Raw genomic sequence first — 15,978 nt, 5'->3', positions numbered from 1 at the left:
GATTCAGAGGGGAGGGTGGCGTTCGGGCCGAGGGCCAGCCAGGCCACCCGGCCCGGGAATTTTTTAAAAGGGAACGCTCGAAACAACAGGCCGCCCGGCCCTCGCCGGGGAGGATGCATGGCTAGGGCCAGCCTGCTGAGGCCGATGCGGTGCCATGGCCGCCACGGCGGCTGCGCGGTGGGCGGCCGTGGACCGGCTCAGAACCAGTGGCCGAAGCGTCGGATGTAGATGGTCTTGACCGTTTGCGCCAGCGCCATGTACGCAACCATGGTGGCCAGCAGCCAGCCAAAGTAGCTTGGTTCGAGCGCAATGAAGCCCAGCGAATCGGCAAACGGCGAGTACGGCAGCCAGCAGCCGACCACGATGGCGAGGCTGGTCGACAACAGCACCGGCAGCGTGGCTGTGCTCTGGAGGAACGGGATCTTGCGCGTGCGCAGCATGTGCACCACCAGCGTCTGTGATACCAGGCCTTCGATGAACCAGCCCGAATGCATGATCGAGGCGCCACCGCCATCGGCATGAAACGCGGCGCCGGCGCCGAACACCGTCCACAGCAGCACGTAGGTCGTGATGTCAAACACCGAGGAGGTCGGGCCCATCCAGATCATGAAACGGCGGATGTTATTGGCCTCCCATTTGCGCGGCTTCTTGACGAAGTCGGGGTCCATCTTGTCCCAGGGCAGGAACATCTGCGACATGTCGTAGATCAGGTTCTGGATCAGCAGGTGCACCGCCAGCATCGGTTCCCACGGCAGCCAAGCTGAGGCCACGAGCACCGAGAACACGTTGCCGAAGTTCGAGCTGGCCGTCATGTTCAGGTACTTGAGGATGTTGCCAAAGGTCTCGCGCCCCTTGATCACGCCTTCTTCCAGCACCATCAGGCTCTTTTCCAGCAGGATGATGTCGGCCGTTTCCTTGGCGATGTCGGCACCACTATCCACCGAAATGCCCACGTCCGCATCGCGCAGCGCCGGCGCGTCATTGATGCCGTCGCCCAGAAAGCCCACGGTGCGCCCGTTGGCCTGCAGCGCCTTGACCACACGTGATTTCTGCAGCGGCGTAAGCTTGGCAAAAATCGTCGTGAACTGCACCGCTTCGCGCAGCGTGGCGTCGTCCATCGCCTCGACGTCGCGGCCCACCAGTGGCGTGCCGGGGTCCAGGCCGACGTCGCGGCAGACTTTGACCGTGACCACAGGGTTGTCGCCGGTTAGTACCTTCACGGCCACACCGTGCGCCTGCAGCGCGCGAATGGCGGGAGCGGCGCTTTCTTTGGGCGGATCGAAGAAGGTCAGGAAACCGCGCACCACCAGGTCCACCTCGTCGGCCATGCGGTATTCGGCCTTGACCTGGTCGCTCGGGATCTGGCGTGTGGCGACAATCAGCACGCGGTAGCCCTCTTCGTTGTAGTCGGTCGCGCGCTGCAGCAGGGCGGCGCGGGCGGTGGCGTCAAGCACCTGCACCTGCTCGCCCTGTTGCCAGTGGGTGGCCACGGCCAGCATTTCTTCGACGGCGCCCTTGGACACCATCATTTGCGCGCCGTGCTCGTCGGCCACCACCACCGACAGGCGGCGGCGCACGAAGTCGAAAGGCATCTCGTCCACCTTGCGCCAGCCCGACAGCCGTGCTGCGATGGCAAGCTCCTCGGCGCGATGGACCACCGCGATGTCCATCAGGTTCTTTTGACCGCTCTGGTGGAAACTGTTGAGCCAGCCCAGCTCCAGGATGTGCGGATCTTTCTTGCCTTGCAGGTCGAAGTGGTGCTCCAGGATGATCTTGTCCTGCGTCAGGGTGCCGGTCTTGTCGGTGCACAGCACGTCCATGGCGCCAAAGTTCTGCACCGAGTTCAACCGCTTGACTACCACCTTGCGGCGTGACATGGCCAGCGCGCCCTTGGCCAGATTGGCCGACACAATCATGGGCAGCATCTCAGGCGTCAGGCCCACCGCTACGGCCAGCGCGAAGGTCAGCGCCGACATCCAGTCGCCCTTGGTGAGACCGTTGAGCAGGAAGACGATAGGCACCATCACCATCATGAATTTGATGAGCAGCCACGAGACGCTGCTGACACCGCGGTCGAAGCTGGTCTCGATGCGTTTGTGGCTGACCACGTTCCTCGCCAGCGAGCCAAAGTAGGTTTCTGCGCCGGTCGCTACAACGATCGCCGTAGCGGTGCCGCTGACCACGTTGGTGCCCATGAAGCAGATGTTGGCCAGGTCGAGCAGGTCGCTGGGGGCCTGCTCATTGACCTGTACCGACTTCTGCGACACCGCGCCCAGCGTGTCGTACTTTTCGACCGGCAGGGCCTCGCCAGTCAGCACGGCCTGGCTGATGAAGAGGTCGCGCGACTCGATCAGCCGGATGTCGGCGGGAATCATGTCTCCGGCCGACAGGTAGACGATGTCGCCCGGCACCAGCTCGCGCATCGGCACTTCCTGCTTGATCGGGCTGTTGGCACCTGAAATGCGGCGCAGCGCCGTGGCCGTGTTGCCCACCATCGACTTGAGCCGCTCGGCGGCCTGGCCCGAGCGGTACTCCTGCCAAAAGCGCAGCAGGCTGCTGATGATCACCATCGTCACCAGAATGATGATGCCGGTCCACTCGGCTTCACCCGGCGCCGCTAGATACACGTCGGTGACTGCGCTGACGCAGGCCAGGAACAGCAGCACCAGTACAAAAGGGTTCTTGAATGCCAGCAGCAGCTGGATCAGCGCGTGCGGCGGCTTGTCGTGCGCGACCTCGTTGAAGCCGTGCCGGGTCAGTCGTTCGCTGACCTGCGATTCGGTCAGTCCCGAGAGAGAGCCGCCGACGTTTTTGAGTGTGCGCTCCAGCGAGTTGTTGGCTTCGCTTTCAATACGGGCCGAGATTTTTTCTCCCTTGCCCAGCGCATTGCTGATAAATCCTATTTGCCGGGATTCGGTCTTGATGCTGTCGTGATGTGTCATGGATGGCTCCTTGCGGATGGGTCGGTGGCATGCGGTCACCGACGCCAGGGTTTTTCAGGACGAGTGAGGGCTGGCCAAAGAGAGAGAAACTCATGGCAAAGCCTGTAGCGTGGGCGCTCAGTGGCAAAGGGCTGGCCGCGCCAAGTCGTGCTCGGGTGGGCGCGCGACCGGGCGACGGGCCGCCTCTGGGCGGTCTCGTGCGGGGTTGAGACGGGGGGAAGGGGCCAAGGGCACGCCGGTCGGTGCGACGTCACGCGGCGGGTGGGCAGCGGCTGGCGGCGTGTTGCGGGGCGTCAGGCCCGCCGCGCGCAATGCACGGCCGTTGGCGGCCGGCAGGTGGAGCCAGACCGCCGTGCGCATGGCCGGCGGCAGGAGGGACAGCACGTCGGCAATGGCGCGGGCCGACCATGGGGACAGCGCCTGGGCAAACGCCACCAGACCGTGGCGCTGCAGCAGCTCGTAAATCTCGGAAGTGGCGCGCTGCGCAATGGCGGCGCGAAGAAAAAAAGACAGGTCGTTGTTCTTCACAGGAGTTCTCCTCGGGCAGGCGCCGAGAAGAATTCCTTTACGTGATCACGCGCAGGAACACCACCGAAGCCAAGCCGGGTTCATTTGAAAAAGTCAATTTGGAAATAAGAGGCGCAATCAAGCGCCAACTAGAACTGGGGTCCATGACTTCTCCTTTCGTATGAATGTGGTGAATGCGAAATGCGCAATATCAATCGCCGCGACGATGCGTTGCCTGCAGCGGTTGCGTGATGAGAAAACTGCGAATGCGATGGGTCGGCCAAAGCGTCACCTGATCCAGACGTGACTCGTGGCTCAGGGTAGGCGCATGCGCCGCCAGCGCGGGGGACGCGGTGGCGGGCAACTGCTGGGGTGGGTTGCAGAAACGCACGACAAAACTCCTTGGCGACAAGGGAGTCGTTCACGCAAAAGGGCGTTGAAAACAGATGGCCGCTTCTGGATGGCGCTGCAGGTTCAAAAGAACCCAGCCACGCCAGACCAGAGTGCTAAGCCTCAGTGCGTGTAAAAAAAGACCGGAAAGGACGAGGTACCTGATTGAAGCGGGTCAATCAAGCGGCTGCGGTACGCCAAGGTGGCTCCGCAGCCCAGGGAATTGGGTGTCAGGAAGCCAGGCGTGCCGCACCGACCAGGTCGGGCTTTACATCACTGAAATTACAACTGCCACTATCCACGGACGGACTCCAAAATAAAGATGTGGCGATTATTGCATTGCAGCATGGCCTCGGCAACCCCCATAGCCAACGAATCGATGCTGTTTCTTTGAAATACTGTGGAGTGGTTGCTGGCGCTGGGTTGTCTTGCCCGTTGCTGCGCGGGGCCGTGTTCGATTCATCGCTGACACTGCAAAAAGCCGCTGCGCAAGGGACAGCACATGGCCCACCTGTCTTTGGCGCAAAGCCCTGCCGGTTCAAGCTGGCAGGGCTTTTTTTGCTGTGTTTTAGGAAGTCAGAATCCCGAGCCGTCGGGATAAGCGCAGCAAGTTAGACCGATCAACGTGCAGCGCACGTGCGCTGCTGGCAATGTTGTGGTTATGTGCTTGGAGTGTCTGCATGATCAGCGTGCGTTTGAACTGATCGACGTGGGCATTCAGACTGGTGCTGTCGCTGGTGATGGCGTCGGGGAAGGCGCTGGCAGCGTCGCTCACAGGCTGTCCGGCGCTCTGTCTGGGCGCGGTCGGTGGTGTGTGAGGCAGCTTTAAATCTTCGGCAGTGATGCCCAGTGTTTGCTGGTGCGTGCGTGGGCGGCGCATGGCGTGCAGCACACTGCGGCGTATGCAGTGTTCCAGCTCGCGGACATTACCGGGCCAGTGGTAGTCCAGCAGGGCCGCTTGGGCGGCAGTCTCCAGCCGCACTTGGTCAAGCCCGAGTTCTGAGCGGGCCCGCTCCAGAAAATGGCCAGCAAGTACCAGCAGATCACCGTCACGATCCCGCAATCGGGGCACCTGAATGGGGAAAACGCCCAGACGGTGAAAAAAATCAGCGCGCATGTGCCCGCTGCGAACGGCCCTCTCCAGATCTTGATTGGTTGCGGCAATGATGCGCACATTCACCGTGCGTTCACGGTCCAGCCCCAGGCGCTGGATGTGGCCACTTTGCAGTACACGCAGCAGCTTGGCTTGGGTTGCCAAAGGCAGCTCACCCACTTCATCCAGAAACAGGGTGCCCTGATGGGCTTGCTCGAATTTTCCGGCTCGCTCCTGTACCGCGCCTGTGAACGCGCCACGGACGTGGCCAAACAGCTCACTTTCGACCAGGTTTTCTGGCAGGGCTGCGCAGTTGATGCTGACAAATGCCTGATCGGCGCGCAGCGACTGCGCATGTACGGCTTGTGCAACCAGCTCTTTGCCCACGCCTGTTTCTCCGGTGATCAGTACCGCTAAGTCGCTGGCTGCCACGGTGGCAATGTCGCGCTGCAGGTTGCGCATGGCTGCGCTGTGACCCAGCAGGCGGGTGTGGATTACCGGTGTGTGCCGACGAAAATGCTCCGCGCGTTGGCGCTCTTGCGCTGCGGTCTGCTCCAGCTCACGCATGCGCGCGGCAGTGGCGACGGTTGCTGCCGCCAAATTGCTGAAAGCCTGCAAGGCCGCCAAAGGCGCATCGCCTGCAAAGCTGCCGGGCTGCAGTGCATCGAGGGTGAGCAAACCCCATGGTTGCTCGTTCACCATGAGCACACAGCCCATGCAATCGTGCACGGGCAAAGGGGCATCGGTGTGGTGGGTGACCAGGCCGTCGTAAGGGTCGGGCAGCTCGGTGTCGGTGGGAAAGCGCATGGCCTGCCCGGCAGCCAGCAAGGCCGCAAAACGTGGGTGTTCGCTCACCCGGAAGCGGCGACCCAGTGTGTCAGGGCTCAGACCATCGATAGACAAGGGGCGCAGCCATGTTCCATTTTCTTCAAAACGTAAAAGTGCAGCTGCGTCTGCTGGCAGCACCGTGCGCAAAGCGGCCAGCAGACGGCGGTAGCGTTCAGGTTCAGACAGGTGGTTGGAGAGTTGCGCGATCAGTGGAAGCAGGGCGCTAAGCAAGCTGGCATCGGGAGTCATTTTGACATCTTATGGTGTCAAATTGACGGACATCATGCAGTGTCAAAAAGACATGGGTGCATGTAAGTGCATGAATTACAAGCTGTGCAAACCTGGCATGTACTTTGCCAGTGCTCAAGATGTCCTGGCGCATTGCGCTGCCGTGACTTTGTAAAAAGGAAAGATCTCATGCTGAATGAACGCCAACGTGCCATTGTCAAATCCACCGTGCCTTTGCTGGAAGCCGGGGGCGAAGCGCTTACTACCCATTTCTATCAGCTGATGCTGTCTGAAAACGAGGCTGTACAGCCACTGTTTAACAGCGTGCACCAGCAAACCGGTGCACAGCCTCGCGCACTGGCGCGCAGCGTGCTGATGTATGCCAAGCACATTGATGACTTGTCGGGCCTGGGCGATTTGCCTGCGCAGATCATTCATAAGCATGTGTCTTTGCAGGTGCAGCCAGAGCATTACCCCATCGTTGGTGCTTACTTGCTGCGTGCTATCCGCGAAGTGCTGGGTGCAGAAATTGCGACCGATGAAGTGATTGACGCCTGGGGCGCTGCCTACGGGCAACTGGCTGATATTTTGATCAGCGCCGAAAAAAGCATGTATGCAGACAATGCGCAGCTAGAAGGCGGCTGGGCAGGTGTTCGTCGTTTCGTGGTGGCACGCAAACAGGCTGAGACGTCAGAGATTACGTCGTTTACCTTGCACCCTGAAGACGGCGGCAAAGTGGTGGCTTACCAGGCGGGTCAATTCATTGGTTTGCGTCTCTTGGTCAATGGCAAAGAGCAGCGGCGCAACTATTCGCTGTCGCAGGCGGCGGATGGACGCAGCTTGCGCATCAGTGTCAAGCGTGAGGCACAGGGCGTGGTGTCATCGCACTTGCATACGCAGGTGCATGAGGGTGATGTGCTGGAAGTGTTTGCACCTGCCGGTCACTTCACGCTGGACGACAGCGACAAGCCTTTGGTGCTGATGGCCGCGGGCGTTGGCATCACCCCCTTGATGGCGATGCTGGAAAAAGCATTGGCTGCACAGCGGCCCACTACCTTGATTCATTGCACACGCAGCCCTGACTTACAAGCCTTTCGCACCCAGCTGATCGAGCTGGCCGCGCAGCATTCCCACTTGCAGCTGCGCTTTAGCTACGAGCAAGAAGCCGCACCCGAAAACACTGAGGGTGTGCAAGTTGCCACGGGCATGCCAGATGCCGCTTTGCTCCAGGCCTGGCTGCCGGTGCAGCGTGATGTACAGGCCTACTTTCTGGGCCCTGTCGGCTTTATGCGTTTGGCGCAAACCGTTTTGCGTGATGCTGGCGTGCCTAAGGCACAAAGTCATCACGAGTTTTTTGGCCCGGCACAGGCGCTGGCAGCTTAACTGGCATGATGGCCAAAGTTGGTTGGTGAGTGCTGACAAAGCACTGATCCACTGCGTTGGCACTTGAGCAACCCCGTCTGCCGTGACGGGGTTTTTTTTGTTATTAGATGAATATTAAAAATGCCTGGAAGCCCGCTGTTGCCCCTGCGGCGCGCCTTGATGTCTTTCGTGTAGGGCTGGGCGCTACGCTGGGTCTGGCCTTGGCCATGTTGCTGGTCTTTGAGGGCCGGCAACTGGGGTTTGCCATGGGCCTGAGCTTGTTTGCCCCTTTGGGGGCCAGTGCTGTTTTGCTTTTTGCAGTGCATACCAGCCCGCTGGCACAGCCTTGGTCCTGCGTGGCAGGTAACACTGTCTCGGCGCTGTGGGCGTGTCTGGTGGTCAGCTGCATTCCGCTGCAATGGGGGCCTGCTGTCGCTGTGGGGGGCTCCATCGTGCTCATGCAGCTGACGCGATCTCTGCACCCGCCGGGTGGGGCCGTGGCGCTGTTGTGGGCGTTAGAGGCACAGGCCGGTGTCGTGCATGACTGGGCGTACGCTCTGTGGCCCATAGGTGCCATGACGTTGTGCCTTGTGCTGGTGGCCATGCTCTACCACCGACTGTGGGGCAAAACGTACCCGCTACAGCCGCAGGCACCTGTGCGCGCATCAACAGCCCAGCACTTGCCGGCCATGGATTTGTCCACTGCGGATCTGCAGGCCTTGCTGGCGCGGTTTGACCAAGGCAATAACTTGACGGCACAAGAGCTGGGGCAACTGGTGCTGGCAGCCGAAGAGCAAGCGATTGCGCGGCGATTTGGCAGTGTGTCTTGCGGGCAGGTGATGTCGTCTGCCTTGTGGACGTGCGGCCCGCACGATTCACTGGCCTCCGTGGCGCTGAAGTTTCAGCAGCATCCGATCAAAAGCCTTCCAGTGGTGGATGCGCAGGGCCGTTTGCTGGGCGTAGTGGCGCGGGCCGCCTTGCTGGACTGGGCATTGGCACAGCGCACCAATGTTCACGAGCGCAGGCGTCAGCGGGTGTGGCGTTTGTGGGGCAAAAAACCCGTTCATGACACCGCATGTGCCGCAGATTTAATGCACGACGCGCCCATGCATGTGGATGCCAGCACGCCTGTGTCTCAGTTGCTGGAAACGCTGACACACCATGCTGTGCCTTTTGTGGCAGTGCTGCAGGCAGGCAAACTGGCTGGGCTGATTACGCGTACCGATGTCATGCGCTTGCTGCTGCACTGACCCTCAGTCAACCTCTGCATCAGCGCGCGTCAGCCCGCATCGCCCCGAATCTGGCCAGAAGCATCACTCAGGCACAGGTGCTAGAGCGATTACCTACAATCGGTCTGCCCACAAAACCGTCCAGCGCTGCTGCGTTCGATGGTTTTTGTTTTTGGATGCGTACGCCTTTTCAGGGAACGCAATGCCTGCGTACCCACTCTCTTTTCTCTATGCGCCTTTTCGCTTCGATTCCAGAATTTTTTCGCGACAACTATCCCTCATCTGAACGCCTGGGGGTGCCGGTGGCACGCTGGCGCCAGAGCATTTATCGCACGGTGTTTGAGAGCAACACCGAGATGGGCAAGCGCTTTGAGCGGCGGCTGACACTGACCATTATCTTGAGCCTGTGCGTAGTGATTGCGCACAGCATTCCATCGATTGCACAAGACTGGCGCCTGTACTACCTGCTGCGCGCGCTGGAGTGGGTGTTTACGCTGGGCTTTACTGTGGAGTATGCGCTGCGCCTGATCTCTGTGCGCCATCCACTGCGGTATGCGCTGAGTTTTTATGGGCTGGTGGATTTGCTGGCCATTGTGCCCACGTATCTGGGTATCTTCTTTCCCGAGGCGCATTTTCTGGTGGCCGTGCGGGCGCTGCGTTTGGTGCGCACGTTTCATGTGTTCCCGGTGTTGCGCAATTTCCTGGATGAATACCTGATGCTGGGTCAGGCGCTCAAGGCCAGTGCGCGCAAAATCTTTGTGTTCTTGAGCGTGGTGGCGCTGATTGTGTTTGTCATGGGCACGCTGATGTACGTCATCGAAGGCCCAGAGCATGGCTTTACCAGCGTGCCACTGGGTATTTACTGGGCCATCTCGACGGTGACCACGGTGGGCTATGGCGATGTGACGCCGTCCACTGCCATTGGCCGCATTTTTGCGTCCATCATGATGTTGCTGGGCTGGGGCGTGTTGGCCGTGCCAACCGGCATTGTCGGGGCTGAGCTGTCACGCAGCGCAGGCACCAAGGCCCGACTCAAAGGGGTGGACTGCGAAGTGTGTGGCCTGGCCCGGCATGAAGATGATTCGCGCTATTGCCGTCGCTGCGGCTCTCGGCTGCAACTGCCCGGCGCTGCGCGCGCGGGGGCCACGCCCACGGCCCCGGCCACGGCTGCGCAGCCAGCGGGAGCAGCCGCGCCGGCCCCATCCCGCCAAGACCAGGCATCAGCCACAGAGGCAGAAACTGCCTGAATGCGTTATTGATTTTGATAGTGGCTTGCGCGCATGGTTACCTCATTTGGTTACGTCATTTGAAGTACGAATGCATTGCAAAGTGCTGCGAACAGAGTGCAGGCAGCTCTTGTTTTAAATAATTTTCAGCCCATCTGTCATAGCTGATGCGCTGTGATAGCGCGGTATCCGGAGTAAAAAAATGCTTTTTAGTACCTACCAGCTGGGTCACCTGCAACTGCCTCATCGCGTGGTATTGCCGCCCATGACGCGCTCGCGCGCCGCAAAAGGCGATGTGCCTACCGATTTGATGGCCGAGTACTACGCCCAGCGCGCAACGGCCGGGCTGATCGTCAGCGAGGGTACGCAAATCAGCCCTGAGGGCCAGGGCTATGCGTGGACGCCCGGCATCTACAGCGCCGCGCAAATCGCGGGCTGGAAGAAAGTCACCGATGCCGTACACGCCAAGGGCGGGCGCATTTTTGCGCAGCTGTGGCATGTGGGCCGCGTGTCGCATGTAGCTTTGCAGCCGGGTGGCGTGCAGCCCGTGTCATCTTCTGCATTGCAGGCGCAGGGCGTGAAAGTGTTTGTGGACCCCGAAGGCAAAGGGCCTGAAGGCGGCGTGGGCGGCATGGTGCAGCACAGCATGCCGCGTGCGCTGCGTGAGGATGAAATCCCCGCCATCGTGGCTCAGTACGCACAGGCTGCGCGCAATGCGCTGGAGGCGGGCTTTGATGGTGTTGAGCTGCATGCGGCCAATGGCTACCTGATCAATCAGTTCATCGACTCGCAGGCCAATCACCGCACTGACGGCTATGGCGGCACCTTGTCCAAGCGCCTGCGTTTCTTGAAGGAGGTGACGCAGGCCGTGATTGCCGTGCTGGGCAAAGAGCGTGTTGGTGTGCGTCTGGCACCGCTGACCACGCTCAATGGCGCTGTGGACGATACCCCGCAAGCCACCTACCTTGCCGCAGCCAAACTGCTGGATGACTTGGGCGTGGCCTACATCCATATTGCGGAAGTAGATTGGGAAGATGCCCCGCAGATGCCGCTGGCGTTCAAGGAGGCGCTGCGCATGGTCTACGGCGGTACGCTGATTTATGCCGGCAAGTACACCAGGGAAAAGGCCGAGGCCGCACTGCAAGCGGGCTGGGCAGATCTGATTGGTTTTGGCCGCCCCTACATTGCCAACCCTGATTTGCCGCGCCGCCTGCAGCATGATTTGCCGCTCAATCAGCCCGATCCCAGCACCTTCTTTGGTGGCGCTGCCAAAGGGTTGACTGACTATCCGTTTGCGCAAGCTTGAAGGCAGCCCCGGGCATTCATGGCAACATAGGCGCTTTGAATGATTGGTGAGGGAATTCGCATGAAGCAGTGGCTGTGGGCAGTGGTGGGTGCAGTGGCTCTGGCAGGTTGTGCCAGCTCGGGGAAAAATGGCGTAAAAGACGCCGTTGTCCAAGTCAAAGAAGACAAGGTTGCACGCGTGAAAACCGTGGAGTTTGCCCCGCAACTGATTGATTGTGGCCGTACAGCGCAGTGCCCGACACTGGGCGTGCACTGGAGCAGCGAAGCCCCCAATCGCGCCATCTTGCTGGTGGGCACCTGGGGCGGCAAAGCCAAGGTAGAGGCGATTGAGTTCAACGTTCGCCCGCATGCACCATTGCGCGTGCGCTCCAAGGCGAGCGTGGCATCTGCATTGCCGGGCGTGACGGCATTTGCCGTTCCCATGGACACGCTCGAGCGTGTGGCCCTTGGCAAGGGTGCATGGGTGCGTGTGACCACCGATGGCGGCGTGCTCGAAGAAAACATGTACACCGGCGAGCGTTCCAGCCCTGCGGCAGACGCATTCAAGCGTTTTGTCTATGAAGCCTATAAGGGCACGGACAAGGAAATCAGCACCGGGCTGTCAGGCATCTTTGGTGACAAGCCCTATGAGCCTAATTACGCAAAATAAGAGCTACTAAGGCTTTCTGGCTCTACGTTTCAATGCTCTAGGGCATTGAAAGCTAGAGCCATTAAGCGTTAGGCGCTCATTTTTATAGAGTAATGGGGCAGAGCGCCACGTGTATTCGACATGGTTTTAGCCCGTGGTGAAGCGAGCCTGGCGCTATTTCAGGCATCATCGTGGGTTAGCCTTAGGCTCGTCGATATAACCAATGCATCTTATTACTTAAGCATTGCTTCTTTGGTGTTTTTATACCGACGCGTTACATTCCAACATCCCAATTTTTGAAAGCACGTAACTGGCGCCGGGTGGCGCAGCGTGCTGTGGCTCAATACATGATCGACATTCGGGATCTGTCCCTGACTTACCAAGGCTCCAAGGGGCCTGTCGAAGCGCTCAAGCACATCAATTTGCATATTGAGCAGGGCGAAATCTTCGGCATCATTGGTCGCTCCGGCGCGGGCAAAAGCTCGCTGGTGCGTTGCATTAATTTGCTCAACCGCCCCACATCGGGCCAGATGCTGGTTGATGGTCGTGATCTCATGACCATGAACGATGCGCAATTGCGCGCGGCACGCCATGAAATTGGCATGGTGTTCCAGCACTTCAACCTTCTGTCGTCGCGCACCGTATATGACAACGCTGCGCTGCCGCTGGAGCTGGCGGGCATGACCAAGGCACAGATCAAGGAACGCATTGATCCGCTGCTGGATCTGGTGGGGCTGTCGCACCTGTCAGACCGCTACCCCGCGCAAATCTCGGGCGGCCAAAAACAGCGCGTAGGTATTGCTCGCGCGCTGGCCTCCAACCCCAAGGTGCTGCTGTCGGACGAAGCCACCTCCGCGCTGGACCCTGAAACCACCCGCTCCATCCTAGACTTGCTGCGCAAGGTCAACCGCGAGCTGGGCGTGACGGTGGTCTTGATTACGCACCAGATGCAGGTCATCAAGCAGATTGCTGACCGCGTGGCCGTGATTGATGCGGGTGAAATCGCCGAGCTTGGCGCTGTCATTGACGTCTTTACGCAGCCCCAGCAAGCCATTACCAAGAGCCTGATTGACGAAATCGTGCCGCAAGAGCTGCCCGAAAGCGTGAGCAAGCGTGTGCGCACCCTGGCAGCCAAGTTGCCAGAAGGCCAAAGCGGCCAGTTGCTGCGCCTGTCTTATGCAGGCGAGAGCGCGTACGAGCCCATTTTGTCGCACCTGATTCGTGAGCTGGGGCTGGATTTATCCATCCTGCACGGCCAGATCGATGAGATTCAGGATCAAACCTTTGGCTCTTTGGCGGTGTACGCCAGTGGTGAGGCAGCCAAGATTGAAGCGGCCATTACGCACCTGCGAAACAGCGGCGTAGTGGTGCAAGTGGTGCAAGTGAAGGGCTAAGCGATGTTCGAGAATTTTTCCGAAATGATGATCGAGTTGTTCATCGACTCGTTCTGGGAGACGCTGATCATGGTCGGTATCTCCGGCCTGCTTGGCGGCATTATTGGTATTCCGCTGGGCGTCTTTCTGCGCCTGACCGACAAGGGCGGCGTGCTGGAGAACGCACCGCTGAACAACTCGGTGGGCTGGGTGGTGAATGCCGTGCGCTCCACGCCTTTCATCATCTTGCTGGTGGCCATTATTCCGTTCACACGCCTGATTACGGGCTCTTCGATCGGCACCTGGGCCGCCGTAGTGCCTTTGACCATTGCCTCCGCGCCGTTCATTGCGCGTCTGGTGGAAACCTCGCTGCGGGAAGTAGACAACGGCTTGGTAGAAGCTGCACAGTCCATGGGCGCAACCACCGGACAAATTGTCTGGAAGGTGCTGCTGCCTGAAGCCATGCCCGGCATCGTGGCTGGCCTGACCATCAGCTTTGTCAGCTTGACGGGCTACTCGGCCATGGCTGGTGCCATTGGCGGCGGTGGCCTGGGTGACTTGGGTATCCGTTACGGCTATCAGCGCTTCCTGCCGGACATCATGCTGGCGGTGGTGGTCATTCTGATCTTCTTTGTGCAGGCCATTCAAAGCTTTGGCGACTGGATTGTGCGCCGTATCAGTCACAAATAACTGGTGCTTCAAGCCCCAAAAAGCCCCGCAGGTTTTAAGCCTGCGGGGCTTTTTTAATGGGCGCCTGGTGCGGGTGAAAGTTCGTCAGGTTCTGCGCGAACACTTCGCAGCATCCGCTCAATCCTGCGAGCCGGGTGCAAGCTGCTCGCGCAGCGTCTGCAGTATTTCTTCTGACAGCTCGGGGTTGCCTGCCGCCGTTGCACGGGCGAGCACCAAGGCCCCCACCATGCTGCTCAGTGTGGAGATGGTCTGCGCGCGTCTTTCCGTGTTGTCGCCTTCTATGACACGCATAAACCGCTGAATATTGCGCTCTACCCCCTGGGCAAACACTTCAGACATTGCGGGGCCGGCACGCGCTGCATCCGTGGCCAAGGCGGCTGCCGGGCAGCCTTGGCCGGGTTGATCGCGGTGGCTGGTTGAAAGATAACCATGAACCAGAGCCCGGAAGTGGTCTGCCGTGGTGATGTCTGCAGGGGTGTCTGTGTCTGCAGTGGCACAGCCCGTGTGCTCCAGAGCATCCAGTGGTGTGATCGTCCATTCAAAAGCGCGCAAACACGCCTCGCGTGCCAGCGCGTCTTTGGATTCGAAGTGCCGGTACAAACCACCGTGCGTTAACCCGGCATCGCGTGTGATCTCGGCGACGCCCACGCCATCCAGTCCTTTTTCACGGTAGAGGCGAGCCGCTGCATCCACGATGCCTGCGCGGTTCTCTGCGGCCTGTGTTTTGCTCACTTTCATAAGTTAGATGATAACCATCATCTAAACTCATTTATGATGATTGCCATCATCAATAAGACCGGGCACACGAGACGTGCCTGGCAAGACAGGCGAAAGGCGCAGTATGAACAGGCGTGTTGTCATTACGGGCATGGGGCTGGTATCTCCTTTGGGCTGCAATGTGGAGCTGGCATGGAAGCGGCTGCTGGCAGGCCAGTCGGGTGTGCGTACCCTGGATCCTTTACTGGGCGCAGGCACGGGTGTTGCCGTTGCGGGGCGTGTGCCCGGACTGGATGAAGACGCTGAGGCTGGGTGGAATCCTGAGGCAGTCATTGCAGCCAAAGAGCTGCGGCGCATGGATCGTTTCATTGCATTTGCGCTAGGCGCTGCAGACCAGGCCATCGCGCAAGCGCAATGGAGCCCTCAGACAGCGCAGCAGCAAGAGCGCTCGGCCACTGTCATTGGCTCGGGTGTCGGGGGCTTTAGCACGATTGCAGAGGCGGTTCGTACCACCGATGCCAAGGGCCCTCAGCGCCTGTCACCGTTCACGGTTCCCGCATTTCTGGCCAATCTGGCAGCAGGGCAGGTGTCCATACGGCATCAATTCAAGGGTCCGCTGGGCGCACCTGTGACGGCATGTGCCGCCAGCATTCAGGCCATAGGCGATGCGGCACGTCTGATCCGTAACGATGAAGCCGACATTGCCTTGTGCGGCGGCAGCGAGGCCACGATCGATCGCGTGGCCCTGGGCAGTTTTGCGGCAGCCAAAGCACTGTCAACCCATTTCAACGACCATCCCGCCCAAGCGTCTCGGCCCTTTGATCTGGCTCGCGATGGTTTTGTGATGGCTGAAGGGGCAGGGCTTTTGGTGCTGGAGTCGCTCGATCATGCGCTGCGCAGGGGTGCAACCCCGCTGGCGGAGGTGATTGGCTATGGCACATCGGCTGATGCGCACCATGTCACGTCAGGCCCTGAGGACGGATCAGGGGCCGCACGGTCCATGCAGATGGCCCTGCGACAGGCGCAGCTGCAGCCTTCACAGGTGCAGCATTTGAACGCACACGCCACCTCGACCCCCGTGGGCGACCGCGGGGAGCTGGCCGCTATTGGCCGAGTGTTTGGTGCCGGCCACGGGCCATCCATCACGGCGACCAAATCAGCGTTAGGCCACATGCTGGGTGCTGCAGGTGGCGCAGCGGCCATTTTTACAGCGCTGGCCTTGCGCGATCAGCTGGTACCGCCTGTGCTCAATCTTGAAAATCCGGACCCATTGGCTGCGGGCCTTGATCTGGTCACAGGTGGTGCCAGAGCGCAGAAAATTGAGCACGCCATGCTCAACGGTTTTGGCTTTGGCGGGGTGAATGCCTCGCTGATACTCAAGCGTTATTGAGCTTGAGCACTGGGCTGGCCTTGCGGTTATTTGACGCGACACTGCCGCTGCGTTGAATCCGCATTCCACT

Annotated in this window: 12 protein-coding genes; 8 read left to right on the top strand and 4 right to left on the bottom strand. The window is 60.0% G+C overall.

From position 1 onward, the window contains the following. Positions 1 to 197 precede the first annotated feature (197 nt). The 3 genes from mgtA to norR form a co-directional block, all read right to left on the bottom strand. The gene (gene mgtA / locus IB213_RS13170) at positions 198 to 2,942 is read right to left on the bottom strand and encodes a magnesium-translocating P-type ATPase (RefSeq protein WP_192407011.1); all 2,745 of its coding nucleotides are present in this window, start codon (positions 2,940 to 2,942) and stop codon (positions 198 to 200) included. A gap of 117 nt (positions 2,943 to 3,059) precedes the next feature. Further along, positions 3,060 to 3,470 (bottom strand): hypothetical protein, encoded by a 411-nt coding sequence (locus IB213_RS13165; RefSeq protein WP_192407010.1) that lies wholly within the window; start codon positions 3,468 to 3,470, stop codon positions 3,060 to 3,062. A gap of 937 nt (positions 3,471 to 4,407) precedes the next feature. Continuing rightward, positions 4,408 to 6,009 carry a nitric oxide reductase transcriptional regulator NorR gene (gene norR / locus IB213_RS13160; protein ID WP_192407009.1) on the bottom strand — a complete coding sequence of 534 codons (1,602 nt, stop codon included), beginning with the start codon at positions 6,007 to 6,009 and terminating at the stop codon, positions 4,408 to 4,410. Positions 6,010 to 6,177: 168 nt separating this feature from the next. Between norR and hmpA the strand changes: the two genes are divergently transcribed. From hmpA to IB213_RS13125, 7 genes are all read left to right on the top strand, one after another. After that, positions 6,178 to 7,371 (top strand): NO-inducible flavohemoprotein, encoded by a 1,194-nt coding sequence (hmpA, locus tag IB213_RS13155; protein ID WP_192407008.1) that lies wholly within the window; start codon positions 6,178 to 6,180, stop codon positions 7,369 to 7,371. Positions 7,372 to 7,478: 107 nt separating this feature from the next. Then, complete coding sequence (locus tag IB213_RS13150; RefSeq protein ID WP_192407007.1) at positions 7,479 to 8,600, top strand: HPP family protein; 1,122 nt, start codon at positions 7,479 to 7,481, stop codon at positions 8,598 to 8,600. 209 nt (positions 8,601 to 8,809) lie between these two features. Then, entirely contained in the window at positions 8,810 to 9,826 is a 1,017-nt protein-coding gene (locus tag IB213_RS13145; RefSeq protein WP_192407006.1) for an ion transporter, read from the top strand. A 181-nt stretch (positions 9,827 to 10,007) separates the two neighbouring features. Continuing rightward, a complete protein-coding gene (locus IB213_RS13140; protein WP_192407005.1) occupies positions 10,008 to 11,111 on the top strand; it encodes an alkene reductase in 1,104 nt (367 codons plus the stop codon). 60 nt (positions 11,112 to 11,171) lie between these two features. Beyond that, positions 11,172 to 11,759, top strand: coding sequence for a hypothetical protein (locus IB213_RS13135; RefSeq protein WP_192407004.1), 588 nt, complete (start codon positions 11,172 to 11,174; stop codon positions 11,757 to 11,759). 326 nt (positions 11,760 to 12,085) lie between these two features. Beyond that, a complete protein-coding gene (locus tag IB213_RS13130; RefSeq protein ID WP_191721781.1) occupies positions 12,086 to 13,132 on the top strand; it encodes a methionine ABC transporter ATP-binding protein in 1,047 nt (348 codons plus the stop codon). Positions 13,133 to 13,135: 3 nt separating this feature from the next. Further along, the gene (locus IB213_RS13125) at positions 13,136 to 13,801 is read left to right on the top strand and encodes a methionine ABC transporter permease (RefSeq protein ID WP_191721531.1); all 666 of its coding nucleotides are present in this window, start codon (positions 13,136 to 13,138) and stop codon (positions 13,799 to 13,801) included. 117 nt (positions 13,802 to 13,918) lie between these two features. Here IB213_RS13125 and IB213_RS13120 read toward each other — a convergent pair whose 3' ends face one another. Next, positions 13,919 to 14,539: a TetR/AcrR family transcriptional regulator gene (locus IB213_RS13120; RefSeq protein WP_192407003.1), complete on the bottom strand. Its 621-nt coding sequence runs from the start codon at positions 14,537 to 14,539 to the stop codon at positions 13,919 to 13,921. 103 nt (positions 14,540 to 14,642) lie between these two features. Between IB213_RS13120 and fabF the strand changes: the two genes are divergently transcribed. Then, positions 14,643 to 15,908: a beta-ketoacyl-ACP synthase II gene (gene fabF, locus IB213_RS13115; protein ID WP_192407002.1), complete on the top strand. Its 1,266-nt coding sequence runs from the start codon at positions 14,643 to 14,645 to the stop codon at positions 15,906 to 15,908. Positions 15,909 to 15,978 lie beyond the last annotated feature (70 nt).

The sequence above is a fragment of the Comamonas sp. CMM02 genome (assembly GCF_014851485.1).
Taxonomy (GTDB): domain Bacteria; phylum Pseudomonadota; class Gammaproteobacteria; order Burkholderiales; family Burkholderiaceae_C; genus Comamonas; species Comamonas avium.
This window is presented reverse-complemented; position numbering and strand designations above follow the sequence as displayed.

Coding starts and splice junctions, on each gene's coding strand:
- IB213_RS13130 (WP_191721781.1), top strand. CDS start 12,086: ATGATCGACATTCGGGATCTGTCCCTGACTTACCAAGGCTCCAAGGGG.
- IB213_RS13135 (WP_192407004.1), top strand. CDS start 11,172: ATGAAGCAGTGGCTGTGGGCAGTGGTGGGTGCAGTGGCTCTGGCAGGT.
- IB213_RS13125 (WP_191721531.1), top strand. CDS start 13,136: ATGTTCGAGAATTTTTCCGAAATGATGATCGAGTTGTTCATCGACTCG.
- mgtA (WP_192407011.1), bottom strand. CDS start 2,942: ATGACACATCACGACAGCATCAAGACCGAATCCCGGCAAATAGGATTT.
- IB213_RS13140 (WP_192407005.1), top strand. CDS start 10,008: ATGCTTTTTAGTACCTACCAGCTGGGTCACCTGCAACTGCCTCATCGC.
- IB213_RS13120 (WP_192407003.1), bottom strand. CDS start 14,539: ATGAAAGTGAGCAAAACACAGGCCGCAGAGAACCGCGCAGGCATCGTG.
- hmpA (WP_192407008.1), top strand. CDS start 6,178: ATGCTGAATGAACGCCAACGTGCCATTGTCAAATCCACCGTGCCTTTG.
- IB213_RS13150 (WP_192407007.1), top strand. CDS start 7,479: ATGAATATTAAAAATGCCTGGAAGCCCGCTGTTGCCCCTGCGGCGCGC.
- fabF (WP_192407002.1), top strand. CDS start 14,643: ATGAACAGGCGTGTTGTCATTACGGGCATGGGGCTGGTATCTCCTTTG.
- IB213_RS13145 (WP_192407006.1), top strand. CDS start 8,810: ATGCGCCTTTTCGCTTCGATTCCAGAATTTTTTCGCGACAACTATCCC.
- norR (WP_192407009.1), bottom strand. CDS start 6,009: ATGACTCCCGATGCCAGCTTGCTTAGCGCCCTGCTTCCACTGATCGCG.